This window comes from Mycoplasma sp. 4404 (assembly GCF_034863325.1).
Taxonomy (GTDB): domain Bacteria; phylum Bacillota_I; class Bacilli_A; order Mycoplasmatales; family Metamycoplasmataceae; genus Mycoplasmopsis.
The window spans coordinates 96,950-122,187 of sequence record NZ_JAYFFE010000002.1 but is presented as its reverse complement, the minus strand read 5'-3'; the positions used below and the strand labels follow the sequence as shown (position 1 = coordinate 122,187).

Genomic DNA, 25,238 nt, shown 5'->3' with positions numbered 1-25,238 from the left:
AAAACTTGAAAAATGTTGTAAAATATGTTTATATTTTAAATATATATTTAATTACTAGGAGCAATATGAAAATTACTGATAAAAGAACTAAATTAGTTGCTACAATTGGTCCATCAAGTGATAACTATGATATGTTATTATCATTAGTTCAAAATGGTGTAACAACAATTAGAGCAAACTTTAGCCACGGTTCACACGAAGAACAATTAAATAAATTTACATTAGGAAAAAGAGTTTCTCAAGAATTAAAAGTTCCAGTTTCTCTTATGTTAGATACTAAAGGACCTGAAATTCGTATTGGAAAAATGAAAGATGGAGCTCAAGTTGTGCAATCAGGTACAGAAATGATCATCTACACAACACAAGATAAATATCTTTCACACGAAGGTACATCAACAGAAATTACAGTTGCATATGATATGGCACAAGACTTATCTGTTGGAAACCAAGTTTTAATTGATGATGGTAAATTATCAACAGTAGTTACAGAAGTTGGAAATGGTTACGTAAAAGTTAAAGCTGAAAACACACACAAATTAAAAACAAACAAACGTGTTAACTTACCAGGTGTTGACTTCTCATTACCATTCTTAGCTGAAAAAGACATCAACGACGTTAAATTCGGAATTAAAAGTGGAATTAACTATGTTGCTGCTTCATTCGTTAACTCGGCTAAAAACGTTAAAGAATTAAGAAAATTATTAGATGACAACGGTGGAAAACACATTCAAATCTTCTCAAAAATCGAATCACACTTAGGATGTGTAAACATTGATGAAATTATTGAAGCATCAGACGGTATTATGGTTGCTCGTGGAGACTTAGGATTAGAAATTCCTTACTACGATGTTCCATACTATGAAAAAATGTTCATTAGAAAATGTCGTGAAGCTGGTAAACCAGTTATTGTTGCAACACAAATGTTGGACTCAATGGAAAACTCACCACACCCAACACGTGCTGAAGTTACAGACGTTTACTACGCAGTTGAATTAGGAGCTGACTCAACAATGCTTTCAGGAGAAAGTGCTAATGGTTCATTCCCATTAGAAGCTGTTAAAACAATGTCAGCTATTTCAAGAAGAGCAGAAAAAGAATTCTACTCAAGAAACTACTACGAAATTCAATTAGAAAAAGTTTGAAAAAATTCAGATCAATCAAACAAACGTTCACAAATTGCTTACTCAATAGCTCAAAAAGCACAAGAAGGAAAATACAAATATGTTGTTGTTTTATCAAGAACAGGAGCTTTATTAAAAGAAGTTGCTAAATTCAGACCTAACTCAACAGTTATTGGTATTGTAAATGATCCATTATTAATCAATGCATTCGGTTCATATTCATCAGTATGAAACTCAGTTGATTCAGAATCATTATTCCCACTTGTAAAACAAGATCACGAAAATGCTGTTTCAGCATTAGAACCATACGGAATTCAACAAGGAGATGCTTTCTTAGTTGTTGAAAACGATCAAATTACAGAACACGTTGTTAAGTAATTTGCATTAAGTAATTAATTACTAAAACACCTATGTATTAGGTGTTTTTATTTTTACCCTCAAAAAATCAATTTGCTATAATTAAAAAATTAATTAGCAAACTAATTATTCCTCACTTTTAAAACACATAATACATAATGAAAGAGAGAAAAATATGGAAAATGTAAATATTTTCGCTCTTGGAGGACAAGACGAAAACGGTAAAAACTGTTATGTTTTTGAATATAATGATGACATTTTTATAGTTAATGCAGGTGCTAAGGTGCCTTTAAATATGTCAAATGGTGTTAATACACTTATTCCAAATTTTGATTATTTAATCAAAAACAAAGACAGAATTAAAGGTTTATTCATCACAGACATTAAGAATGAAACATTCAGTGCAATCCCTTGATTATTAATGAAAATTCCTAACCTTAAAATCTATACTTCGGCATTTAATCAAGTTTTAGTTATTGACAGAATTACAAAATACGATATTCAACTTAAAAAAGGACAAGTTCAAGTTATTAGACAAAAACTTCAATTTGGTGATTTAACAATCGTTCCTTTTGGACTAACAGGTTCAATGCCTGGAAACATTGGGTTTAACTTCCAAACTAAAACAGGTGACTACTTATTTATGTTTAACTATGTTGAAGGTAACTTAGGAATTTATGGAAAAGTTTACTTCCCATTACTTGCAAAGTACTTTGAAGGTAGAAAAATTGTGGCTATCGTTTCAGATGCTGGTAAATCAAATGTTTCAGGTAGAGGAATTGAAAAATATAATGCATATACCGAACTTGATGATATTTTCAAGAAAGCAAATCCTGATGAAAAAATAATTGTTGGTGCCTATGGTGAAGAAATGGTTACATTGCAACAAGTTTTAGATTTAGCAATCAAATACAATAGACCAGTAGTTCCATACGGAAAAACATATGCTGATTTATTAGATTTAATTTCTAAATTCTCAACAGTAGTGCCATTACCAAAATTAATTGACCACAGACAAATTAATAAGCATTCAAATGCTATTGTTTTAATTACTGCATCAACTGAAAGACTTTATTCACGTTTCAATAGAATTACAGAAAATAATGACGTTTATTTAAAAATTAAACCTAGTGACACTGTAATTATGCTAGCTCCACCAGTTAATGGTCTTGAGTCTGATTATGCGCAAACAATGGATGAAATAGCTAAAATCACACACAACCTATTTGATATTAGTGAAAAAATGTTCTTCTACGTAAGACCTACAAGAGATGATTTGGTTTCGCTTGTAAAAGTTCTTAAACCAGATGTATTCATGCCTGCTCAAGGTTTATACAGATATTTAGTTTCAGCTAGTGATTACATTAATGATGAACTTAAGAATGTTCAAGACATCAATACACTTGTCTTAATGAATGGAAAAATAGCTCACTTTATTGATGGTAAATTATTTAGTCACAATGGAAAAGTTAAAGAAGTTGGAACTACTATTATTGATGGTTTCGGAGTTGGAGACATTTCATCTGAAGTTATTTCTGAAAGAGAATTTTTAGGTAGAGAAGGTGTTATTGTAATCAATATTATGTACGATTCGAAAACACGTAACTTAACAGGACAATTACACATTAATTATGTTGGTGTTATTGATATTTCTGAGCAAGAGCAAATGACTAACTTAATTAAACAAATCTTTGTAGATGTAGTTAAATCAAATAGCTGCAAACGTATGTATGATTTAAATGAAAAATTACGTAAAACAATTAGAAAGAAAATATTCAAAGCAACTGATAAAGACCCTATGATTGCTTTATCACTTTTAGCTGTTTAGAGGTGAATATGTTTGAAAATTTAAAATGAGAAGAAGCTAAAAACATAATTGAAGCTAATAAAGATAACGAATTAATCTTCTTAAATTTCACTACTCAATGATGTGGTGATTGTAAAATGATGAGACCTATTGTAGAGGAAATTGCTAAAGAATATGAAGGAAATCATAGAATTCGTTTCATTAATGTGGATGCTGAAGAAGCTCAATTGTTCAGAGTTCCTAATACAAAATGACAAGTTTTAAAGGTTCCCACAATGATGTTATTACAAGGTCAAACTATCCAAGAAAAAGCTTATGAATACGTTCCATTTCAGATTTTAAATAACTGAATTTTAAAGAAAATTTCATAAGAAAAAGCTCCTTGATACACGGAGAGGAGTTGCTAGAAATAAAAACAGAAATTTCGGTTTCTGTTTTTTAATTTTTACTATATAATCAATAAGCAACTATAGCTATGAATTTTAAGGTTGCCAACGTGCCAAAATGTTGTTGAGGACACGTTGGGTTTTTAAAAGGAGCTATGTTCAAAATCAAGAACAAAGGAGACAACAATGAGTAAGTTAAACATCAAAGTTAAAGGGTTTGACCACGCATTAGTTGATGCTGCTGCAAAAAGAATTTACGAAATTGCAAAAGCAACAGATGCAAAAGTAAGTGGACCAATTCCTTTACCTACAAAAAGAGATGAAATTACTATCTTAAGATCTGTTCACGTTAACAAGAAAAGCCGTGAACAATTCGAAAGCAGAACACACCAAAGATTAGTTGTAATTACCGATCCTTCTGCTAAAACTCAAGATCAATTACAAAGACTTGAATTACCAGCTGGTGTGGATATTCAAGTTAAAGTTAAATAATCAAATTTAATACCCAATTTTTAAGGAGACAATATGAAAGGAATCTTAGGACGTAAAGTTGGTATGACTCAAATCTTTACTGAATCAGGAAAAAGTGTTCCTGTTACAGTAATCGAAGTACAACCAAATGTTGTTTCAAAAGTTTTAACAAACGACAAAGATGGTTACGTTGCAACACAACTTGCTACAGCTGATAAAAAAGCAAGTAGAGCAAACAAACCTGAAATCGGTCACTTTGCTAAAGCTTCAACAACACCTAAGCGCTTCGTTAAAGAAGTTCGTGATATGTCAGGATACGAACTTGGAGATTTAATTAAAGCTGACATTTTTAAAGCAGGTGAACTTGTAGACGTTACAGGTACATCAAAAGGGAAAGGGTTCGCTGGTACAATTAAAAGACATAACCAACACATCGGACCTAAATCTCACGGTGGAGGTGGAGGATCTCAACCTATTAGACAAACAGGATCACTTGGGGATATCTCAGGTAACCGTGTTTACAAAGGTATGACAATGCCAGGACACCTTGGACATGTTAAAACAACAGTTCAAAACTTAGAAGTTGTTAAAGTAGATGTAGAAAACAACTTATTATTAATCAAAGGTTCAATTCCAGGACCTAAAAAATCATTCGTAGTAGTAAAAGAAGCGGTTAAAGGATTACCAAGCCGTGAAGAAATTAAATTAGTAAACGTTAAAGAAGCTATGTTAATGAACGAACTTATTGAAAAAGCTAAAAAATTCAACATTGAAGTTACAGTTGGAATGAACGCACAACAATTACAAGAATTAATTGATGCTGCAGAAGCAAACAAAGGAGAATAATTTATGGCAGAAACAGTTAAAAAATCTACAACAGCTAAAAAAGCTGCTCCTAAATCAGCTCCAGCTAAAAAAGCTTCAACAAAACCAGCTGCTGCAAAATCAGCTAAAGTTACAGTTCAAAAAGACAAAAACGTTGCTAAAGTTGCTCATAAAGCAGATTTACCAGCACAATTATTTGCTAGTGAAAAAATTTATGAACAAGCAGTATTTGACTCAATCTTATCAGAGAGAGCATCAAGAAGACAAGGAACACACAAAGTTAAAAACCGTTCAGAAGTAAGTGGTTCAGGTAAAAAACCTTGAAGACAAAAAGGAACAGGTAGAGCACGTCACAGTTCTATGCGTTCACCAATCTGAGTTGGAGGGGGAAGAGCATTCGGACCTAAACCAAACAGAAACTACTCACTTAAAGTTAACAAGAAAGTTAAATTCCGTGCATTTATTTCAGCTTTAACATTATTAGCACAAGATCAAGCTGTTATCGTTGATGATTTAGCATTAGACACAATCTCAACAAAAACAGTTGCTGCTAAATTAGCTGAATTACAAGTAGCAAACTTAAAACATGTTTTAGTTGTTACAGAAAACACAATGGTTTACAAATCAGTTAGAAACTTACCAAACGTTACAGTTGTTAAAGCTAACTCATTAACAGTTGAAGCTGCTATTGCTGCTGACGTTATGATTGTTTCAAACGAAAGTCTTGAATTATTAAAAGGGAGAATTAAATAATGGAATTAACAAGAATCATTAAAGCTCCAGTCTTAACTGAAAAATCAGACATTCAAAGAGCTAAAGGTGTTTACACATTCAAAGTAGACTTCCACGCAAACAAATTCCAAATTGCACAAGCTGTTGAAACAATTTTCCAAGTTAAAGTTGACAAAGTTAGAACAATCAAAGTTGATAAAAAAGCTAAAAACGTAGGACGTTTCCACGGATTTACAAACCGTTACAAAAAAGCTATGGTTACTTTAAAAGAAGGTTCAACATTAAACTATGTTCCATCAGACGCTGAAGAAGCAGTTTTAGCTGAAACTAAAGCTAAAGCAGATGAAGCTAAAAAAGCAAAAGCTTCTAAAGCTTCAGAAGTTGAGAAAAAAGCTGCTGCTAAATTAGCTGCTAAAAAAACAACAGCTAAAAAAGCAAACACAGCAGTTAAGAAAACTACTACAAAACGTAAAGTTGGTGGAGAATAATTAAATCCGATGAACTTTATGTTCAAATCAAACAATTAGTTAAGGGGTTTTAATAGTTGCTTAAAAGATAATCTTGCAAATCCCCAAATATTTTTAAGCAAAGGAGAAGACAAATGGCTATTAAACATTTTAAGCCAACTACAAATGGTCGTAGAAACATGTCTACTCTTGATTACAGACAAAACTTATCAGGTCACGCTCCAGAAAAATCACTTTTAGTGAATTTAAAAAATCATGCTGGACGTAACAACCAAGGTAAAATTACTGTTAGACATCATGGAGGACGTGTTAAAAGATTCTACAGACTTGTAGACTTTAAACGTAATAAAGATAACATCCCTGCTACAGTAAAAACTATTGAATATGATCCAAACAGATCAGCAAACATTAGTTTAGTTGTATATGCAGATGGAGAAAAAAGATACATTTTAGCTCCTAAAGGTATTAAATTAGGACAAAAAGTTATTTCAGGAGACAACGTAGATATTATTGTTGGTAACACATTACCACTTTCAAACATTCCTGAAGGTACATTTGTACACAATATTGAAATGCAACCAGGTGCTGGAGGACAAATTGCACGTAGTGCAGGTACATCAGCTCAAATCCTTGGTAAAGATGACAATGGAAAATACGTAGTGTTAAGATTAAAATCTGGTGAAACACGTCGTATCTTAGCTCGTTGCCGTGCAACAATTGGTGTTGTAGGAAACGAAGAACACTTATTAGTAAATATTGGTAAAGCTGGAATTAACAGACACAAAGGTATTAGACCTACAGTACGTGGATCAGTAATGAACCCAGTAGATCACCCACATGGAGGAGGGGAAGGTAAACAACCAGTTGGTCGTAAAGCTCCTCTTACACCATGAGGTAAAAAAGCTCTTGGAGTTAAAACAAGAAAAACTAAGAAATCTTCAAATAAACTTATTTTAAGAAGAAGAAAGGATGCTAAATAATGGCACGTAGTCTTAAAAAAGGTCCATTCGCAGATGACCATTTACTTAAAAAAGTAGATGCTATCGTTGAAGGAAAAGCACCTAAAAAACCAATTAAAACTTGATCAAGACGTTCAACAATTTTCCCTAACTTCGTTGGATTAACATTTGCAGTTCACAACGGAAAACAATTTGTTGAAGTTTACGTTACAGATGACATGGTAGGTCACAAATTAGGAGAATTCTCACCAACTAGAACATTCTCTGGTCACGGTGCAGATAAAGGGAAGAAGAAATAATGCAAAAACAACAAGCAAAAGCTCACGTTAAATTGCAAAGAGTTAGTGTATCTAAAGCTAAATTAGTTGCAAACTTATTTAGAGGTAAAGATGTAACTGTTGCTTTAGGGTTATTACACAACACAAACAAAAAATCAGCTCCTATTTTCATCAAGTTATTAAACTCAGCTGTTGCTAACGCAACACACAACCATGGTTTAGATGCTACAAAATTATTCGTAAAAGAAGTTTATGTAAATGAAGGTCCAACTCTTAAAAGATTCCAACCAAGAAGCCAAGGTAGAGCTTACTCTATCTTAAAACGTACATCAAATTTATCAATCACATTAGAGGAGAGAAATTAATATGGGACAAAAGGTTAATCCAAATGGTTTCCGTTACGGAATTTCAAAAGCTCACAACTCACAATGATTTGCAGAAAAAGCTAACTTTGGTTCATTCTTAGTTGAAGATGCTAAAATCTACAAATTCTTTGATAAATTAGTACGTCAATACCAAATTGGTAAAGTTGAAGTAAAACGTAACGCAAACAACAAAGTTACAGTTTTAGTTCACACAGCTAAACCAGCTGCTATGTTAGGCGCTGAAGGTAAAAACATTCAAGACTTAACATTAGCATTATCAAAATTTATTAAAAACAAAAACTTAAACTTAAATGTTCAAGTTTTAGAACTTAAAAATCCAGATTTAAATGCAAAATTACTTGCAGAAATGATTGCAACAAAATTAGAAAACCGTGAAAGTTTCCGTTCAGCACAAAAAATTGCTATTAGAAATGCAATGCGTGCTGGTGCTAAAGGTATCAAAACAGCTGTTTCAGGACGTTTAAACGGAGTTGATATGGCTAGAACAGAAGGGTACTCAGAAGGAGAAATGAAACTTCACACATTAAGACAAGATGTTGATTACGCTACAGCTACTGCTAGAACAACATACGGTGCAATTGGTGTTAAAGTTTGAGTATCATTAGGTGAAAAATTGGAAGGGGATAAATAATGCTTCAACCAAAAAGAACCAAATACAGAAAACCATTCATTCAAAGACACGACAAACGTAAAGCAACAAAAGGAAACAAAGTTTCTTTTGGAGAATTTGGTTTACAAGCTGTAACATCTGCTTGAGTAACAGCTCGTCAAATTGAATCAGCTCGTATTGCTGCTACACGTAGAATGGGACGTGAAGGGGAAGTTATTATCCGTATTTTCCCTCACTTTGCTAAAACATCTAAACCAATTGGTGTACGTATGGGATCAGGAAAAGGTACTCCTGAATTATGATATACAGCAGTTAAAGTTAATACAGTTATGTTCGAAGTGTCAGGTGTTGCAGAAGATGTAGCAAGAGACGCTTTAAGATTAGCTGGTCACAAATTACCTGTTAAATGAAAAATTATCAAAAGAGAAGAAGGAGATAAATAATGCTTTATAAAGAATTAAAAAACAAATCAGTTGATGAATTAAACACATTAGTTGAACAACTTAAAGCAGAATTATTTACTTTAAGATATCAAAACGTTACAGGTGATTTAAAAGAAACACACAAAATTGCAAACATTAGAAAAGACATTGCTAAAGTTAAAACAGCTTTAAATGAAAAAAAAGGAGCTAAATAATTATGGAAAGAAACTCAAGAAAAACTTTAGTTGGAACAGTTGTTTCTGCTGGTAAAACAGCAAAAACAATCATCGTAGCAGTTGACACATACAAAAAACACCCATTATATTCAAAACGTTACAAATCAACAAAAAGATTTGCTGTTCATGATGAAAACCATGTTGCTAAATTAGGTGACATCGTTGTTATTATGGAAACAAGACCATTATCAAAAACAAAACACTTCAGATTAGTTGAAGTTAAACAAGCTGCAATCGAAGGAAATAACTAATGATTCACGAATTATCTAGAGCAAACGTTGCTGATAACTCAGGTGCTAAAGAAATCGGTGTTATTCGTGTTTTAGGTGGGTCAAAGAAAAAAACAGCAAACATTGGTGATGTTATTGTATGTTCAGTTAAAAAAGCTATTCCAAACGGTATGGTTAAAGAAGGGCAAGTTGTTAAAGCAGTAGTTGTACGTTCAGCTTACGGAATTCACCGTGACAATGGTACATACATTCGTTTTGACGATAACGCAGTTGTAATTTTAAAAGAAGATGGAACACCACGTGGAACACGTGTGTTCGGACCTGTTGCTCGTGAAATTAGAGAAAAATACCCAAAAATCGTTTCACTTGCACCTGAAGTACTTTAATTTATTTATAAGGAGATAAGTTATGAACAAAATCAAATTCAAAGTTAATGATGAAGTTATGGTTATTGCCGGTAAAGATAAAGGAAAAACAGGTCAAATCGAAAAAATCTTACGTTCAGAAAACAAAGTTATCGTTAAAGGTGTAAATATTGTTAAAAAACACAACAAACCTTCACACCAAAACCAAGATGGTTCAATTTCAGAAAAAGAAGCTCCAATCCACGTTTCAAATGTTGCATATTTAGTTAAAAAAGCTACAAAAGATAAACCAGCACAAATCTCAAAAATCGGATACAAAATTGATGACAAAGGTAAAAAAGTAAGAATCGCAAAAAGAACACAAAAGGAAATCTAATATGTTAAAAAATGTTTATTTAGAAAAAGCAGTTCCTGCTTTAAAAGAAAAATACCAATACAAATCATCAATGGAAGTTCCAAGAATCGAAAAAGTTGTATTAAACATGACAGCTGGAAAAGAAATCAACAACTCAAAAGCTATTGAAGAAGTTTTAAATGAATTAACATTAATCTCTTCTCAAAAACCATACCAAACAACAGCTAAAAAATCAAACGCTTCATGAAAACTTCGTGAAGGTATGCCTATGGGTGGAAAAGTTACACTTCGTAGAGAAAGAATGTGAGACTTTTTAGACAAATTAATCAATGTTGCAATGCCACGTATTCGTGACTTCCGTGGAGCTAATCCAAAAGCTTTCGATGGAAGAGGTAACTACAACTTAGGAATTAAAGAAGAAATCATCTTCCCAGAAATCGAATTTGACAAAATCCGTAAAATCAAAGGGCTTGACGTTATTATTGTAACTTCAGCTAAATCTGACCAAGAAGCTAAAACATTATTAGAAGCACTTGGTGTACCATTCGAAAAAAAAGGAGCTAAATAGTTTATGGCAAGAAAAGCATTAATCGCAAAAGCTAAACGTCACCCTAAATTCTCAACACGTGCTTACACACGTTGTGAATTATGTGGACGTCCACACTCAGTTTTAAGAAAATACAAAGTATGTCGTATCTGCTTTAGAAACCTTGCACACGAAGGTAAAATTCCAGGTATGAAGAAAGCGAGTTGATAATTATGTTTATTACAGATCCAATTTCAGATTTAGTTGTTAGAATCAAAAACGCTAACATTAGAAAACATAAAACTGTTTCAATTCCATATTCAACTAAAAAAGAAGCTATTGTTAAGTTAATTTTAGAAGAAGGGTACATTGCATCTTACACAGTTTCAGGTGAAGGTGTAAACAAAGAATTAGTAGTTACATTAAAATACAAGAAAAACAAACAAGCTATCGTTGACTTTAAAAGAGTTTCTAAGCCAGGTCTTAGAACTTACGTTAAAGCAGATGAAATTCCTAGTGTTTTATCAGGTTACGGTACAGTAATCATCTCTACTTCAAAAGGATTAATGACTGGAAAACAAGCTAAGGAGGCTAATGTTGGTGGTGAAATCATCGCTTACATTTGATAATTAGTATGTCTCGTGTTGGAAATAGAGTTTTAGTTATTCCTGCTGGAACAGAAGTTTCAGTTAACGGTAACACAGTTACAGTTTCAGGAAAACACGGAAAATTAGAAAGAACATTTAGTCCATTAATCAAAGTACAAGTAGAAAACAACCAAGTTACAACAGTACGTGCAAATGAAAATAAACAAACAAAACAATTACATGGAACAACAAACGCTCTTATTGCAAACATGATCAAGGGAGTTTCAGAAGGGTTCCAAATTGATTTAGAAATCAAAGGGGTTGGGTACAAAGCTGAACTTAGAGGAAATGAACTTGTAGTTAACGCTGGATACTCACACCCAGTTTCAAAACAAGTTCCATCAGAATTAAAAGTTACAGTTGCTAAACCTACAGAAATTTCAGTATTTGGAATTAGCAAAGAGCAAGTTGGACAATTTGCTTCAGTAGTTAGAGCAATCAGAAAACCTAACGTGTACTCAGGTAAAGGTATTTCTTACAAAGGTGAAAAAATTAGACGTAAAGAAGGGAAAACAGCTTCTAAATAATTTAGGAGTTGCTAGGTGAATAAAATGAAAGCAAAATCAAGAAACGCAGCTAGAAAAGTTAAACATGTTCGTTTACGTCAACACATTAGCGGTACAGCTACAAAACCTCGTTTAAATGTATTCAAATCACACCAAAACTTCTATGCTCAATTAATTGATGACACAAAAGGTGTTACATTAGCAAGTGTTTCAACACTTAAAAATGAAAAATACTCAGGAAACATCGCTGCAGCATCAGAATTAGGTAAATTAATGGGTGAAAAAATTAACAAATTAGGTATTACAGAAATCGTTTTTGACCGTGGTGGATACATCTACCATGGACGTGTTAAAGCATTCGCAGAAGCAGTAAGAGAACAAGGAGTTAAATTCTAATGGAAAACAAAAAAGAAGTTAAATTAGAAGCTGGAACAAAAGAAGTTACAGCAAGAAGACCAAGAACAGTTAAATCAGAAGCTACAGAAAACAAACAAGAACGTGCAAACAGAAAACCGATGAACAGAAGACCACGTCAAGCAGCTCCTAAATTCGAATCAGAATTCTCAGAAAAAGTAGTTGACATTGCTCGTGTTACAAAAGTTGTTAAAGGTGGAAGAAGATTCAGCTTCTCAGCTTTTGTTGTAGTTGGAAACAAAAAAGGTCTTGTAGGATTTGGACATGGTAAGGCAAACGAAGTTCCAGATGCTATCAAGAAAGCTGTTAAAGATGCACAAAACAACCTTGTTTCAGTACCAGTAGTTAATGGTACAGTTCCACATGAAATTACTGCTAAATTCTTAGCATCTAAAGTAATGTTAAAACCCGCTCCAAAAGGAAAAGGACTTATTGCTTCAGGAACAGTTCGTGCTGTTGTTGAATTAGCTGGATACACAGATATCGTTACAAAAACATATGGATCTCGTTCAAAAGCAAACGTTGTTAAAGCTACAGTTAAAGCATTATTAAACATGAGAACTGTTGAAGAAATCGCTGAAATCAGAGACAAAGAAGTTAAGGATTTATAATATGGCAATTAAATTAAATACTTTAAAATTCACAGAAGGTTCAAGACCAGAAAAACACCGTAAAGGTAGAGGACACGCTGCCGGAAAAGGTAAACAAGCTGGTAAAGGACAATCAGGTCAAAACAAACGTAAAGGTCACAGATTAGGATTCGAAGGGGGTCAAACACCATGATTCCGTAGAATCGGAAAACGTGGATTTAACAATGTTAACCACGTTGAATACCAAGTAATCAACCTTGCTGATTTAGAAACAAGATTTAATGACGGTGATGTAATCACAATTGAAGCTTTATTCAGTGTAAACTTAATTAAAAGAAATATGCCTGTTAAATTATTAGGAAATGGGACATTAACAAAGAAATTAACAATCGATGTACACAAAGCATCAGCATCAGCTAAAGAAGCTTTTGCTAAATTAGGTGGAACAATTAACGAATTATAATTTCTAAATTCAATTAAACATATAAGGCACTTTAGCTATTGCTAAGGTGTTTTTTATTTTTAGCCTTCTTTATCAAAACATTAAAATTTCATTAAAATAACTGCTAAATTTTAACTTTTTGCAAAATATATAAACTATTTAAACAATGCGATTTATACAAAAGGAGGAATATAAACAAAATCAAGCAAATAGCTAAAAACGTTGCACTCATTGAACTCTTTTACGGTCTTGTCTTTGTTTTAGTTATTAGATAAGTTGTTGGTATCTTTAACCACAAGATACCGAAATTGTTGCTGCAACAATAGATGATATTGCACCAAATGGAATTAATATTTTAGTTATTTTCATACATTCCTTTTAATAATTACAGTAGAAAACTTTGTTATCTATCCTTATTCTAAAAAAATGTAAGTAAATTCTGTAAAAGTAGGTACTTAGTGATTGTTTTTAAAAAAGACATTAAAAAAATCACAACTTCGATAGTCATGATGTTTAAATATATTAATCTAATGGTGCCGCTTATGAGAATCGAACTCATGATGGTTGGTTACGAGTCAACTGTTTTACCACTAGAACTAAAGCGGCTAATGGTGGAGATAAGGGGAATCGAACCCCTGTCCACAAATTGAGCATGTTGCTGCGTCTACAGTTTAGAATACTTTTGATAACTGTTTTAATGATAAAGTATTCGAAAAATATTAAACAGTTTGGTTAAATTTCACATTAGTTTACCAAAGCTAACGCTATCCTCTTAAGACCGACTTTAATATAGAAAGGAGCTACATTAAAGTCACCAGATTGCATTTAATTAAGCAAAAACTGGGTTTAAGTTGTTCATTGAGAACATTGCAAAGTTTGAAACTTTGTTTTCTTTTTTAGCGTTTCCATTTAAGAAAGTCTAGAAGTAATTATAGTCTACCACACTACTGCAACAACAACACCCCAAAGTATGTCGAAACCATTATATCCCCATAATGATTATTTATATGAATTGATTAGCTTATTGAGTTTTTTATTAACTTCATCTTTAATGATTTGTTGTCTTTTATCATACTTTTTAAGACCTTTAGCTAAAGCTATTTCTACTTTAATTCTTGATGAAGAATTAAAGTACATTTTTAAAGGTATGATAGTAAGACTTTGTGATTCAGTAGCAAATTTAATCTTACGAATCTCATTTTTATGAAGAAGTAATTTTCTATCTCTGAACTCATCAGCTTTTACATGCATATATTGCTTGAAGTAAGCTTCCTTAAGATACATTTCACCTTTGTAAATTGAACAAAATGCATTTGAAATGTCAATTGAATTAACTCTAGCTGATTTTACTTCTCAACCAAGTAATTCAATTCCTGCTTCATACTTATTAATAATTTCATAGTTGTGATGAGCTTTTTTATTTGTGCTAATTATCTTCATACAATTAAATTTTACTATATTGTTTTATAAACATTTTATTTTTTCACTTATGTGCTACCAGTAAAAGGGGCAAGGAATTTTAGCAAAATTTATTATAATTTTAATAATTATTTATATAGATATTTTTTTAAGTAAAAATACCTTGAAATTATTTAGAGGAGGTATTAATGGACAAAATATATAATCACACGCTAGTTGAAAAAGACATTGATAAAAAATGACAAGCTAAGAAATATTTTCAAACTCATGATTTAGACAAAAAACCTTTTACTATTTTGCTACCACCACCAAATGTAACTGGTAAGCTACATTTAGGTCATGCACTTGATGTTTATATACCTGACACAATTATAAGATATAAGAAACTTAATGGTTTTGATGTTATGTGAGTTCCTGGTATGGATCACGCCGGAATTGCTACACAATCAAAAGTTGAGGATGTTTTATTCCAATCAACAGGTCAAACTCGTCATGATTTAGGCAGAGAAGCTTTCGTTGATAAGATTTGAGAATGAAAAGCTGAATATGCAAACTTATTTAGACAACAATGATCAAAAATTGGTCTAGCACTTGATTATTCAGCTGAAAGATTCACACTTGATGCAGAAGCTAATGAAGCTGTTTCAAAAGTTTTCATTGACTTATACAACAAAGGGTTCATTTACAAAGGTGTTAAAGCAATTAATTGAGATGTTAAGTTACAAACTGCTTTATCAAACATTGAAGTTAATAATGAACCTACAGAACAAAAAATGTACTACATCAATTATCCAATTAAGGATTCAAACAAAGTGTTGACAATTGCTACTGTTAGAACTGAAACTTTATTAAGCGACGTTGCTGTTGTATTTAATCCAAATGACTCAAGATACAAAGATTTAGAAGGACAATTTGTAATTCACCCAATTACTAAAAAAGAATTGCCAATCATACCTGATGAATATGTTGATATTGACTTTGGTTCAGGATTGATGAAACTTAGTGCACACGCTGAAGTTGATATTGATATTATAAAAAAACACAATCTTGAGATCAACGAAACAATTTCAAAAGATGGTTTAATTAACTATCCTGCATTACCTGAATTCCACGGTTTAGAAAGATTTGTAGCAAGAGAGAAGATTGCACAATTCTTACAAGATAATGGTTATATTCAAAAAGTTGAAACAACAATTTCAAATGTTGGTATTTCAGATAGATCTAAAACACCAGTTGAAATTTTAGTCCTACCACAATGATTTGTTAAAATGGAACATTTCAGAGATTTAATCTTAAAAGATTTAGATTCTCCAGAAGCTGTTAAGTTCTATCCAAAACGTTTTGAATTAACTATGCGTCAATGAATGGAAAATGTTTATGATTGAACGATTTCTAGACAACTTTGATGAGGACACAGAATTCCTGCTTGATATGACCAAGATGGTAATATGAAAGTTCAAGTTGATTCACCAGGTGAAGGATGAGTTCAAGATCCGGATGTTCTAGATACTTGATTCTCATCAGGACTTGCTCCATTTGTGTTCTTAGGATGACCTCAAACTGATGAAAAACTAAAAAGATATTATCCGACATCTCTTTTAGTTACAGGTTATGACATTATTTTCTTCTGAGTAGCTAGAATGTACTTCTTTGGACTTGAATTTACAGGTCAAAAACCATTTGATAGATTACTACTTCACGGCCTTATTAGAGATGCGCAAGGTAGAAAAATGTCTAAATCATTAAACAATGGTGTTGACCCTATGGATATGGTTGATAAATATGGTTCAGATGCTTTAAGATGATTCTTAATCACAAATATAACACCAGGTTTAGATATTAAATTCTCAGACGATAAAGTTGAAGCTGCTTGAAGAGTTAATAACAAGTTATGAAACATTGCTAGATACATTAATGAACTAGAAGATAATAACAATGAAGCTACTGATGCAGATAAGTGAATATTAAATCAACTTAAAAACTTATCAGTTAAGATCGATTCACTTATTGATAACTATGAGTTTTCAGTCATCGGCTCAGAAATCTACAAATTTATTTTCACAGACCTTAGTGGATGATATGTTGAATTCTTAAAGAGTTCATATTCTAAAAAATCAGCTCTTGAAGTCCTAAGAAAAACTTTAATTGTGCTTCATCCATTCTTACCATTCATAACAGACAGGTTATATTCAGAAATCTTTAATGCCGAATTATTAGAACAATTATGACCTACATTTGAAGATGATCATTCGACCGATTATATAAACACAGTTATTGAAGTTGTAACTGAACTTAGAAAATATCGTGAAAATAATCAAATTTCTAAAAAAGAACTTCTTATTTATTCACTTAAAAATGATGTTCCACAAGTTGCTATTGAGACAATTAACAAAATGGTATTTGCTTTATACGAAGATAATAACGATTACTTAATAGCACTAAATGACAACGTTTTATTCATAAAACAATCAGTTGAAACAAAACAAAGAAATAAAGAGCTCCTTTTAGAAAAAATTAATTTTGTTAAAGCAGAAATAGCTAGAGCAGAGCAACTTTTAAACAATGAAAGATTCGTTTCAAAAGCTCCTGCTGATAAAGTGGCTGTTGAAAAAGCAAAATTAGAAAAATATACAGATGAACTTAAAAAATATGAGGAGGAATTATCATGCAAATATTAAGCGGTAAAGAGTTAGCTAAACAAGAATTAGCTAAATTGAAACAAGAGATAATTGATCTTAATTTAGAAAGAAAATTAAGAATGGCAATTATCCAAGTAGGAGATAATGCTGCTTCAAACAAATACATAGCTCACAAATTAAGAGTAGCTGAAGATTTAGGGATTGAGGCTGAATTATTCAAATTTGATGAGGATATTTCTCAAGACAGATTACTTAAGAAAATGGACAGAATCAATGAAAAATTCGATGGAATCATTGTTCAGTTACCATTACCTTCTCATTTACCAACTCAAGTTATTTTAGATGCAGTTCCATACGATAAAGACATTGATGGACTTACAACAAAAAATGAATTCAGATTATATAACGATACAGCTGACAAACACTTTGTTCCAGCTACAGCACGTGGTGTTTTAGAATTAATGGAACACTATGGAATTGATGTAGAAAACAAAAGAGTATGTGTTGTTGGAAGATCACATGTTGTAGGAAAACCTCTTGCGCACATTATTAAAAGAAAAAATGCTAACGTTTCTACATATAATGAAGAAACAGGAATTAAAGGTATTGAAAATGCAGACATCTTAATTGTTGCAATAGGTGTTGCAAAATACATTAAAGCTCACAATGTTAAAGAAGGAGCTATTGTTATCGATGTTGGAACTAACTTAGATGACAAACTTTCAGCAGAATTATCAGGTGATGTTGACTTTGAAAATGTTAAAGATAAAGTAGCTGCAATTACACCAGTTCCTGGTGGAGTTGGACCTATGACTGTAGTTGCATTAATGAAAAACTTAGTTGACATTGTTAAATAGGAGATTAATGCAGAAACCTAAAATTATTTTTATCGATTTAGATGGAACCACATTAGATGGGCCAGAAGAAAAATTCTGAATGCGTAGTGCAACAGAATTTACTAAAAAAACACTTACAGAGTTAAATAAACAAATTCCAGTTGTGGTTGCAACTGGTCGTGGTTTAAGTGCAAAAACTTCTGATATTGTTAAAGGTTTAACAGGAGAAATTACATATATAGCTTGAAATGGAGCTGTTACAGTTGAGAATGGAAAAATTATTTCAGAGGAAATAATTGAACCTGAAAAAGCACAGTTATTATTTGATTTAATCTCTAAAAACTTTGCTTTTGTAACGATTGATTCAAGACACGTATATGTAAAAAACTACTTATATTACATTATTAAATTTGTAAAGAAAATTTACAAAAACTTTTCTAAGAAATTCAGATGAATTTCAGATGCAAAACCATACAAAGACTTTAAAAACGATTATCCTATACACAAGGCTCTTTTATCTAGTTTATCAGCTAGAAAGGCTGCTAAATTTGCTAAAAGATGAAAAGAAAAATATGGAGACATATTCGAAATAGCATTTGTTGGAGAAAAAAATAAAACCTTAGAAATTACTAAGATTGGTTCATCAAAAGGTGAAGCTGAAGTTGCATATTGCAAACTTAAGGGAATTGATCCTAAAGATGCTATGCACATTGGTGATTCAATGAATGATTCAACTACAAAAGGTAAAGTTGGAACATTAATTGCAATGCAAAATTCAGTTCCTGAACTAAAGAAAATTGCTGATGAAATTACTGAATTACCATGTAATGAATCTGGACTTGCAAAGTATTTATCTCAATTTTTAGACAAGTAAATTTTTCACAAAATATGGAATAAATTTTCCATATTTTTATTTTTTATTTGTATAAAATTATAAGTAATATAATTTTTAAATTATATTGATACATAATACAACTAAAATAATAGAAATTTTTAACCTTATTTTAAGGAGGAAAAATGAAGAAAATTTTTAAAAAATTATTTTTAACATCAAGTTTAGCAGCTAGTGCTATTTTGCCGATGGCTTCACTTTCATGTAATAAAACAGGTGATAATTCAAGAAAAGAAATTGTTACACCAAAACCAGTTATTCCTGCTGCACCAGCTGAGGTTTCATTAGAAAATGCAAGCAATGTATTTAAACCTATCGAAATTCCTGCTGCTTCAAAAGAACAAATCTTAACTTATTTAAAAGATGGAAATAACAAATTCTTATACTTCATGAGAAATACAAATGAAATTGGTTTAAACAGAAAAACAGGACCTGCTGTTGGGGCATTATTTGAAGAAGCTATTAATGCTAAATTCCATCCGGCAAACTTTGAAGAACCAATTTTCACATACAAGAGTACAGATAGACCAAATGGTGATATTAACTTCCAATTTAATGCAAGTACAAATGAATTAACTTTAACATACAAAGCTGCAATTAACACAGGTGCTGCTGATAATAGTGGATATGAATTTTCAACTAAAACATTCACATCAAAATTTACTGTTTTCTTTAAGGAAGCACAAACTACAACAACTTCACCAACAACAGGTGGAAACACAGGTAGTTCAAATATAACTATTACACCTGTAAATTCAAACTACTCATACAACTATGATTCAAGTAATAATTACTATGCATCAGCTAATGGAAAAAGCGGTGCAGAATTATATGCTGCATTATTAAAGATTCAAAAAGCACATTTATCAGGTGTTAGAACATATGGAGATATTCCAGGTTTCTACAAATCAAGCGACTCACCATTCAGAGATATTTACTTTGAAAAAGATAACACAATTTTAGATATTTATTCTGAAAACCCAACAGGTACAGATCCATACACATATAGATCTTACCCAACAAGTAATAATGCTTCTGGCGAGAGCGATGGAATGAACAGAGAACACGTTATTCCTCAATCTTGATTCAGCAAACTATCACCAATGGTTTCAGACATTCACCACATTTATCCAACAGATATTAAAGTAAACGGAGTAAGAAGTAACTATCCTCACGATTTAGTCGCAAATGCTTCTGCTAGTTGAACATCAATGAACGGTGGAAAATTAGGGACAAACTCAATTGGTATGACATCATTTGAACCAATCAATGAATTCAAAGGTGACATTGCTAGATCATACCTTTACTTCACTGTAACTTACAATGACAGAAACTTAGCAGCTACATCTCAATCAATCTTCACAAGAACAGCACCTTACATTAAAGAACACTACTTTAATACTTTTGCAAACTGAACAGCAACTGATCCAGTTTCTCCATTTGACGTTGCAAGAAATAATAAAATTGCTGCATTTGAAGGTGGATTAAGAAACCCATTCATTGACTACCCTAACTTATTAGAAAACTTAGTTGGATCAAATCCTAAACCATTCACAAACTTAGGAGTACTTGTTTCAGCTACACCAAAGAATTAATTAAATAAGCCAAAATGGCTTATTTTTTTTCACATTTTGTGAAAATTAAAGCTATTTTCTATCACTTTTTAAAAAAAGTGATAATAGTAAGGGTATGAAAAAGTTTTTAAAACCATTATTAGTATTATCACTATTTGTGACATCTACATCAGTATTATCAACTCAATGTTCACAAAAAAATCCAAACCCTGAACCAAATCCGGGACAACCTATAAATGAATACGAAATTCCTGATGCTTCAAACATAGTTACTAACCCAATGTCTTTAACAGAAGAAAACAAACAAGCAATTGTTTCAGGATTAAGTGCACAAAATGCAAAACTTGTCTTCAATGCTGCTGATAACACACTTCGTTTGAATGATACAAATAATACATTTGTTGCGTTGTTAAATGATGACGGTATTTTTCAAGAGTTTAAACTTATTAATAAAGCATTTGCAGGAAACGAAATCACTAATGAAGAAATTACAAGCAACAAATTAATAGATGTTGATTCATTTGATGCACAAACAAACACAGTTGTAATTAGTTATAAAGTTACACAACCAGCTGATGGTTATATTGCAGTTGGAAGCAATGTTTATTCTTCAACATTTACACTTGATTTTTCAGGTAACGTTGCTGAACCAGGTGAAAAGGATATAACAAATTTATATAACAATATTTTAGTTTCATTACCACTTTCAGGAGACTTAAAAACACAAGTTTTAGCTAAGTTAAATGCTCGTGAAAATATTGCTTATATGTACACAGACAGAACAGTTGGATTGGATAAGAAAAAAGGACCAGCATTTCTTAAGTTCAAATCAGAATTTGAAAACGATGAGTTCCAATTAGTAAATGATGTAGAAAAAGAATTTACATACAAAAATAAAAAATATCCAAATAGTTTCTTAAATTATGAATATAATGCACAAACACAAACGCTAACAGTTAAATATAAATTAACAGTTAGAAATGAAGATAAGACATTTGACTACTCAAATGACAATTTATACACGTCTGTTGTAAAACTTAACATTGTTGAGGAGTCATCTACAGAAGAATCAGTTGATGGAAGTGATAATCCATCAACTCTACCATCATCAGGAAATGGTGAAACACCATCAAATCCAAATCCAGAACATTCACAACCAACTCAACCAGTTACGGCTAATGGTTTAAGATATGATGCAAGTAATAATTACTATGTACAAGCTGATGGTAAAATGGGCGATGAGTTATATGATGCATTATTAGCAATTCAAAGCAGTCACTTTGGAGGAGTTCGCTCATATGGTGCTTTAGGAACATTCTATGATCAATATAATGCGTTTAAAGATAAATATTTTGAAAAAGATAATACATTGTTAGATATTTATTCAGAAAATCCAAATGGAAGAGATCCATATACATTCCCTGATTTTCAATGAGGAGAAAGATCATCTGCAAGAGACGAAGGGCAAGGGACAAACAAGGAACACTTAATTCCACAATCTTGATTCAACAAAGAATCACCAATGGTTTCAGACGCGCACCACGTTTGACCTACAGATATTAAAGTTAATGCAAACAGAGGTAATTTCCCTCACGATAATGTAAGTGATGCAACTAAAACATCAAGAAATGGTGGCAAATTAGGAAGAAACTCAATTGGTGAAACAACATTTGAACCAATAGATACATTCAAAGGAGATATTGCTAGAGCATATCTATACTTTACAGTTACATATAGAAATAGAAACTTAAATCAAAAATCAAATTCAATATTTTCAAGCACTAAACCATACATTAAAGACCACTACTATCAAACATACAAAAACTGAGTTTCAACAGATTCAATTTCACAATTTGATATTGATAGAAACAATGAAACAGCTAGATACCAAGGTGGATTAAGAAATCCATTTATCGATTATCCAGACCTTATTGATAGTCTTGAAGGTAGAAAACCGTTTGTTAATAGAGGTATTTTAGTAGGCTTAGAAAACAGTTAGTTAAAAAAGCAAAATGAAAACACCCTAGTTTGAATTACTAAGGTGTTTTTGATTATCTTTTTACACTTATAAAGTGTTGGTCTTATTTTTTAAGACCTGATCATTTTCAGAATCTAACTTCGTCAATGTCAATTCCAACTTCTTTAATGTATCTGTTGTGGTATGCAACTTTTTCTTCCATTTGTTTTACGAAGTCAGCTGCTTTATCACCGTAAACTGCTTTAGCAGCTGTGATTGAGATGTGGAATCTATCCATGTGGCTCATTTGTCTAATGTCAAATGATGTTGTGATGTCTCCGTTTTCTCTGTAACCGTGAACAAATAAGTTGTGGTTTTGACGTGAGAAGAAGATATCTCTAATAAGACCTTCGTATCCGTGAAATGCGAATACAACTGGTTTGTTCTTTGTAAAGATTGCGTTGAATTCAGCATCTGATAATCCACGTGGGTCAATGCTTGGGTGACGTAATTTTAATAAATCAACTACGTTAACGAATCTAATTTTAAGTGAAGGGAATGCTTTGTTGATGTATTCTAATGATGCTAATGCTTCTAAGTTTGGTTCTGTACCTGATGCAACAACAACTAAGTCTGGTTCTTCACCTGGTTTTGTTGTAGAAGCTCAATCAATAACTTTAAGACCTTTTTCAACTAATTCTTTAGCTTCTTCTACATTGTAGAATTGGTCTCTTGGTTGTTTAGAAGCAACGATAAGGTTAATTACATCTCTTTCTCTGTAAGCTTTGTCTAATACAGCTAATAATGTGTTAGAGTCAGCTGGTAAGTATTCACGAATTAATTCAGGTTTTTTGTCAGCTAAGTGACCTAAAATACCTGGATCTTGGTGTGTGTAACCGTTGTGGTCTTGTTGGAATGCTGTTGATGTAGCAATAACGTTAAGAGATGGGTAATCTTTTCTTCAGTGAACTTTTCTTGCTTTAGCAACTCATTTCATGTGTTGTGTAAGCATTGAGTCAACAACTCTTAAGAATGATTCGTATGAAGCAAACATTCCGTGACGTCCTGTTAATACGTATCCTTCTAAGAATCCTTCAGCTTGGTGTTCTGATAATTGTGAATCGATAACTCTTCCAACTGGTCCGATAGCTTCATCTAATTCAGGATTTACTCTTTCTAATCATTGTCTGTTTGTAACTTTAAGAACATCGTAAAGTCTGTTAGATTTAGTTTCATCTGGTCCGAATACACGGAAGTTATCTGGGTTCATTTTGATTACTTCAGCAAATCATTTTCCAGCGTTAACCATATCTTGGTCTTGAACTGAACCAGGTTTTTTGATGTCTAATGCAAATTGTGTTCAGTCTGGTAAGTTTAATGCTCTAGGGTTTACACCACCATTTGTAATAGGGTGCATTGCCATTCTTTTTGCACCTTTAGGAGCAATTTCAGCATATTCAGCTTTGAATTTAGCATTTTCATCAAATAATTCTTCTGGATGATATGAAGTTAATCATTCTTTTAATAAGTCTAATGTAGCTGGTTTTTCTGATGTAACAGGAAGTGGAACTTGGTGTGATCTAAAGCTTCCTTCATATGTTAAACCATTGTATGTGTGAGGTCCTGTTCAACCTTTTGGTGTTCTAACAACAAGAGCTGGTCAAATAGGTCTTGTAGCTTCTTCAGCTGATTTTTGTCTTGCTTTTGTTTGAATCTTTTGGATTTTTTCAATAGCTTTGTCAAATGCTTTTGCCATTGGTTTGTGAATTCCTCTTTGGTCAAAAACATCAGCTTCAACAAAGATAGCTTCTCATCCAAATCCAGCTAACATATCTCTGATTTCTTTATCTGATTTTCTAGCTAAGATTGTTGGGTTTGCAATTTTTCCACCATTGATGTGGATGATTGGTAATACAGCTCCATCATTAACTGGGTTAATGAATGATGATGAGAATCATCCTGCTGTAAGTGGTCCTGTTTCAGCTTCCCCATCACCGATTACTGTAGCAGCAATGATTTGTGGGTTATCTAAAATAGCACCTGTTGCGTGTGATAATGCGTATCCTAACTCTCCACCTTCGTGAATTGATCCAGGTGTTTCAGGAGCAGCGTGAGATGCAGTTCCACCAGGGAATGAGAATCTCTTGAACATTCTTTTTAATCCCTCTTCATCTTGTGAGATTTCTGGGAATAATTCTGTGTAGCTACCATCTAAGTATGAGTTAGAAATCATAACTTGACCACCGTGTCCTGGACCTTCAATGTAGAACATTTCTAAGTCGTATTTGTTAATAACACGGTTTAAGTGAGCATAGATTAAGTTTTGTCCTGGGATTGTTCCTCAGTGACCGATTGGGTACATCTTAACATCTTCGGCTTTTAACTCTTCTCTAAGTAAAGGGTTGTTTCTTAAAAACATTTGCCCAACTGAAAGATAGTTAGCAGCACGTCATCAAGCATGCACTTTATCTAAATAATTTTTACTATCAAATAAAGTTTTTTTCATCTTGTTTCCTTTTTTGTTTGATTTTATTTCGAAATAAATTTAAACATCAAGTTAAAACGTTTTGTAACTTAATGTATCATTATTTTACTTTATTTATTTTTTAAACAAAACCGAAAATAACCAATATTTTGCACCATCAAACTGCTTGAATTTTGTATATTTATATAATTAATTTTTAGAAATTTTTAGTATTATTTATCGCATATATTTTTATTAAATTTAATTAATGATTTTATATGAAACTGCATCTCCAATTAGTTTCATTATTAGACAGAAATAATAG

General features: G+C 32.1%; 29 protein-coding genes, 1 tRNA gene, 1 other RNA gene and 1 pseudogene. 28 read left to right on the top strand and 4 right to left on the bottom strand.

Annotated elements, in window-relative coordinates; translation table 4 throughout:
• The first annotated feature begins 65 nt into the window (after positions 1–65).
• The 23 genes and pseudogenes from pyk to rplO all read left to right on the top strand — a co-directional run bounded on the left by pyk (position 66) and on the right by rplO (position 13,153).
• Positions 66–1,499 (top strand): pyruvate kinase, encoded by a 1,434-nt coding sequence (gene pyk, locus VBN07_RS02325; RefSeq protein WP_323176682.1) that lies wholly within the window; start codon positions 66–68, stop codon positions 1,497–1,499.
• Between the two features lie 154 nt (positions 1,500–1,653).
• Complete coding sequence (locus tag VBN07_RS02320) at positions 1,654–3,306, top strand: ribonuclease J (RefSeq protein ID WP_323177676.1); 1,653 nt, start codon at positions 1,654–1,656, stop codon at positions 3,304–3,306.
• An 8-nt stretch (positions 3,307–3,314) separates the two neighbouring features.
• Positions 3,315–3,656, top strand: a complete 342-nt coding sequence (locus VBN07_RS02315) for a thioredoxin family protein (protein ID WP_323177675.1) — start codon at positions 3,315–3,317, stop codon at positions 3,654–3,656.
• A gap of 201 nt (positions 3,657–3,857) precedes the next feature.
• Entirely contained in the window at positions 3,858–4,163 is a 306-nt protein-coding gene (gene rpsJ, locus VBN07_RS02310; protein ID WP_257089286.1) for a 30S ribosomal protein S10, read from the top strand.
• Positions 4,164–4,196: 33 nt separating this feature from the next.
• Positions 4,197–4,820 (top strand): annotated as a pseudogene (gene rplC / locus VBN07_RS02305) (50S ribosomal protein L3); the annotation flags it as partial.
• Between the two features lie 171 nt (positions 4,821–4,991).
• Positions 4,992–5,720: a 50S ribosomal protein L4 gene (rplD, locus tag VBN07_RS02300; protein WP_323177674.1), complete on the top strand. Its 729-nt coding sequence runs from the start codon at positions 4,992–4,994 to the stop codon at positions 5,718–5,720.
• Positions 5,720–6,187 (top strand): 50S ribosomal protein L23, encoded by a 468-nt coding sequence (gene rplW / locus VBN07_RS02295; RefSeq protein ID WP_257089292.1) that lies wholly within the window; start codon positions 5,720–5,722, stop codon positions 6,185–6,187. The genes rplD and rplW overlap by 1 nt, the downstream gene beginning before the upstream one ends.
• Positions 6,188–6,300: 113 nt before the next feature.
• A complete protein-coding gene (gene rplB / locus VBN07_RS02290; protein ID WP_323177673.1) occupies positions 6,301–7,146 on the top strand; it encodes a 50S ribosomal protein L2 in 846 nt (281 codons plus the stop codon).
• Positions 7,146–7,424 carry a 30S ribosomal protein S19 gene (rpsS, locus tag VBN07_RS02285; protein WP_257089297.1) on the top strand — a complete coding sequence of 93 codons (279 nt, stop codon included), beginning with the start codon at positions 7,146–7,148 and terminating at the stop codon, positions 7,422–7,424. Before rplB ends, rpsS begins: the two co-directional genes overlap by 1 nt.
• Positions 7,424–7,768 (top strand): 50S ribosomal protein L22, encoded by a 345-nt coding sequence (gene rplV / locus VBN07_RS02280; RefSeq protein ID WP_257089299.1) that lies wholly within the window; start codon positions 7,424–7,426, stop codon positions 7,766–7,768. Before rpsS ends, rplV begins: the two co-directional genes overlap by 1 nt.
• Position 7,769: 1 nt before the next feature.
• Complete coding sequence (gene rpsC, locus VBN07_RS02275; RefSeq protein ID WP_323176677.1) at positions 7,770–8,420, top strand: 30S ribosomal protein S3; 651 nt, start codon at positions 7,770–7,772, stop codon at positions 8,418–8,420.
• The gene (rplP, locus tag VBN07_RS02270) at positions 8,420–8,842 is read left to right on the top strand and encodes a 50S ribosomal protein L16 (RefSeq protein ID WP_257089304.1); all 423 of its coding nucleotides are present in this window, start codon (positions 8,420–8,422) and stop codon (positions 8,840–8,842) included. The genes rpsC and rplP overlap by 1 nt, the downstream gene beginning before the upstream one ends.
• Positions 8,842–9,036 carry a 50S ribosomal protein L29 gene (gene rpmC / locus VBN07_RS02265; RefSeq protein WP_323176676.1) on the top strand — a complete coding sequence of 65 codons (195 nt, stop codon included), beginning with the start codon at positions 8,842–8,844 and terminating at the stop codon, positions 9,034–9,036. The genes rplP and rpmC overlap by 1 nt, the downstream gene beginning before the upstream one ends.
• A 2-nt stretch (positions 9,037–9,038) precedes the next feature.
• Positions 9,039–9,308: a 30S ribosomal protein S17 gene (gene rpsQ / locus VBN07_RS02260; RefSeq protein WP_416234915.1), complete on the top strand. Its 270-nt coding sequence runs from the start codon at positions 9,039–9,041 to the stop codon at positions 9,306–9,308.
• The gene (rplN, locus tag VBN07_RS02255; RefSeq protein WP_257089308.1) at positions 9,308–9,673 is read left to right on the top strand and encodes a 50S ribosomal protein L14; all 366 of its coding nucleotides are present in this window, start codon (positions 9,308–9,310) and stop codon (positions 9,671–9,673) included. The genes rpsQ and rplN overlap by 1 nt, the downstream gene beginning before the upstream one ends.
• A gap of 31 nt (positions 9,674–9,704) precedes the next feature.
• Positions 9,705–10,028: a 50S ribosomal protein L24 gene (gene rplX, locus VBN07_RS02250; RefSeq protein ID WP_416099228.1), complete on the top strand. Its 324-nt coding sequence runs from the start codon at positions 9,705–9,707 to the stop codon at positions 10,026–10,028.
• Position 10,029: 1 nt separating this feature from the next.
• Positions 10,030–10,575 carry a 50S ribosomal protein L5 gene (gene rplE, locus VBN07_RS02245; RefSeq protein ID WP_257089313.1) on the top strand — a complete coding sequence of 182 codons (546 nt, stop codon included), beginning with the start codon at positions 10,030–10,032 and terminating at the stop codon, positions 10,573–10,575.
• Positions 10,576–10,578: 3 nt separating this feature from the next.
• On the top strand, positions 10,579–10,764 hold the full coding sequence (locus VBN07_RS02240) for a type Z 30S ribosomal protein S14 (RefSeq protein ID WP_257089315.1): 186 nt from the start codon (positions 10,579–10,581) through the stop codon (positions 10,762–10,764).
• A gap of 2 nt (positions 10,765–10,766) precedes the next feature.
• Complete coding sequence (gene rpsH / locus VBN07_RS02235; protein WP_257089317.1) at positions 10,767–11,162, top strand: 30S ribosomal protein S8; 396 nt, start codon at positions 10,767–10,769, stop codon at positions 11,160–11,162.
• Between the two features lie 5 nt (positions 11,163–11,167).
• Positions 11,168–11,707, top strand: coding sequence for a 50S ribosomal protein L6 (gene rplF / locus VBN07_RS02230; RefSeq protein WP_257089319.1), 540 nt, complete (start codon positions 11,168–11,170; stop codon positions 11,705–11,707).
• Positions 11,708–11,731: 24 nt separating this feature from the next.
• Positions 11,732–12,082 carry a 50S ribosomal protein L18 gene (gene rplR, locus VBN07_RS02225; protein WP_257089321.1) on the top strand — a complete coding sequence of 117 codons (351 nt, stop codon included), beginning with the start codon at positions 11,732–11,734 and terminating at the stop codon, positions 12,080–12,082.
• Entirely contained in the window at positions 12,082–12,711 is a 630-nt protein-coding gene (rpsE, locus tag VBN07_RS02220) for a 30S ribosomal protein S5 (protein WP_416234916.1), read from the top strand. Before rplR ends, rpsE begins: the two co-directional genes overlap by 1 nt.
• A 7-nt stretch (positions 12,712–12,718) precedes the next feature.
• The gene (gene rplO, locus VBN07_RS02215) at positions 12,719–13,153 is read left to right on the top strand and encodes a 50S ribosomal protein L15 (protein ID WP_323176692.1); all 435 of its coding nucleotides are present in this window, start codon (positions 12,719–12,721) and stop codon (positions 13,151–13,153) included.
• Positions 13,154–13,663: 510 nt separating this feature from the next.
• Here rplO and VBN07_RS02210 read toward each other — a convergent pair.
• From VBN07_RS02210 to smpB, 3 genes are all read right to left on the bottom strand, one after another.
• Positions 13,664–13,738, bottom strand: a tRNA-Thr gene (locus VBN07_RS02210).
• 3 nt (positions 13,739–13,741) lie between these two features.
• Positions 13,742–14,124: a transfer-messenger RNA gene (gene ssrA, locus VBN07_RS02205) on the bottom strand.
• A 7-nt stretch (positions 14,125–14,131) separates the two neighbouring features.
• Positions 14,132–14,572, bottom strand: a complete 441-nt coding sequence (gene smpB, locus VBN07_RS02200) for an SsrA-binding protein (protein ID WP_323177672.1) — start codon at positions 14,570–14,572, stop codon at positions 14,132–14,134.
• A gap of 167 nt (positions 14,573–14,739) precedes the next feature.
• On the opposite strand from smpB, the gene VBN07_RS02195 reads away from it, so the two are divergent.
• The 5 genes from VBN07_RS02195 (at position 14,740) to VBN07_RS02175 (ending at position 22,491) form a co-directional block, all read left to right on the top strand.
• A complete protein-coding gene (locus VBN07_RS02195) occupies positions 14,740–17,229 on the top strand; it encodes a valine--tRNA ligase (RefSeq protein ID WP_323177671.1) in 2,490 nt (829 codons plus the stop codon).
• Complete coding sequence (locus VBN07_RS02190) at positions 17,217–18,047, top strand: bifunctional 5,10-methylenetetrahydrofolate dehydrogenase/5,10-methenyltetrahydrofolate cyclohydrolase (protein WP_323177670.1); 831 nt, start codon at positions 17,217–17,219, stop codon at positions 18,045–18,047. The genes VBN07_RS02195 and VBN07_RS02190 overlap by 13 nt, the downstream gene beginning before the upstream one ends.
• Positions 18,048–18,054: 7 nt before the next feature.
• Positions 18,055–18,900, top strand: coding sequence for an HAD-IIB family hydrolase (locus VBN07_RS02185; RefSeq protein WP_323177669.1), 846 nt, complete (start codon positions 18,055–18,057; stop codon positions 18,898–18,900).
• A 143-nt stretch (positions 18,901–19,043) separates the two neighbouring features.
• Positions 19,044–20,513 (top strand): endonuclease, encoded by a 1,470-nt coding sequence (locus VBN07_RS02180; protein ID WP_323177668.1) that lies wholly within the window; start codon positions 19,044–19,046, stop codon positions 20,511–20,513.
• A gap of 94 nt (positions 20,514–20,607) precedes the next feature.
• Positions 20,608–22,491 carry an endonuclease gene (locus tag VBN07_RS02175; RefSeq protein WP_323177667.1) on the top strand — a complete coding sequence of 628 codons (1,884 nt, stop codon included), beginning with the start codon at positions 20,608–20,610 and terminating at the stop codon, positions 22,489–22,491.
• Between the two features lie 82 nt (positions 22,492–22,573).
• Here the strand turns inward: VBN07_RS02175 and VBN07_RS02170 are convergent, their stop codons facing one another.
• Entirely contained in the window at positions 22,574–24,955 is a 2,382-nt protein-coding gene (locus VBN07_RS02170) for a phosphoketolase family protein (protein ID WP_323177666.1), read from the bottom strand.
• Between the last annotated feature and the right edge of the window lie 283 nt (positions 24,956–25,238).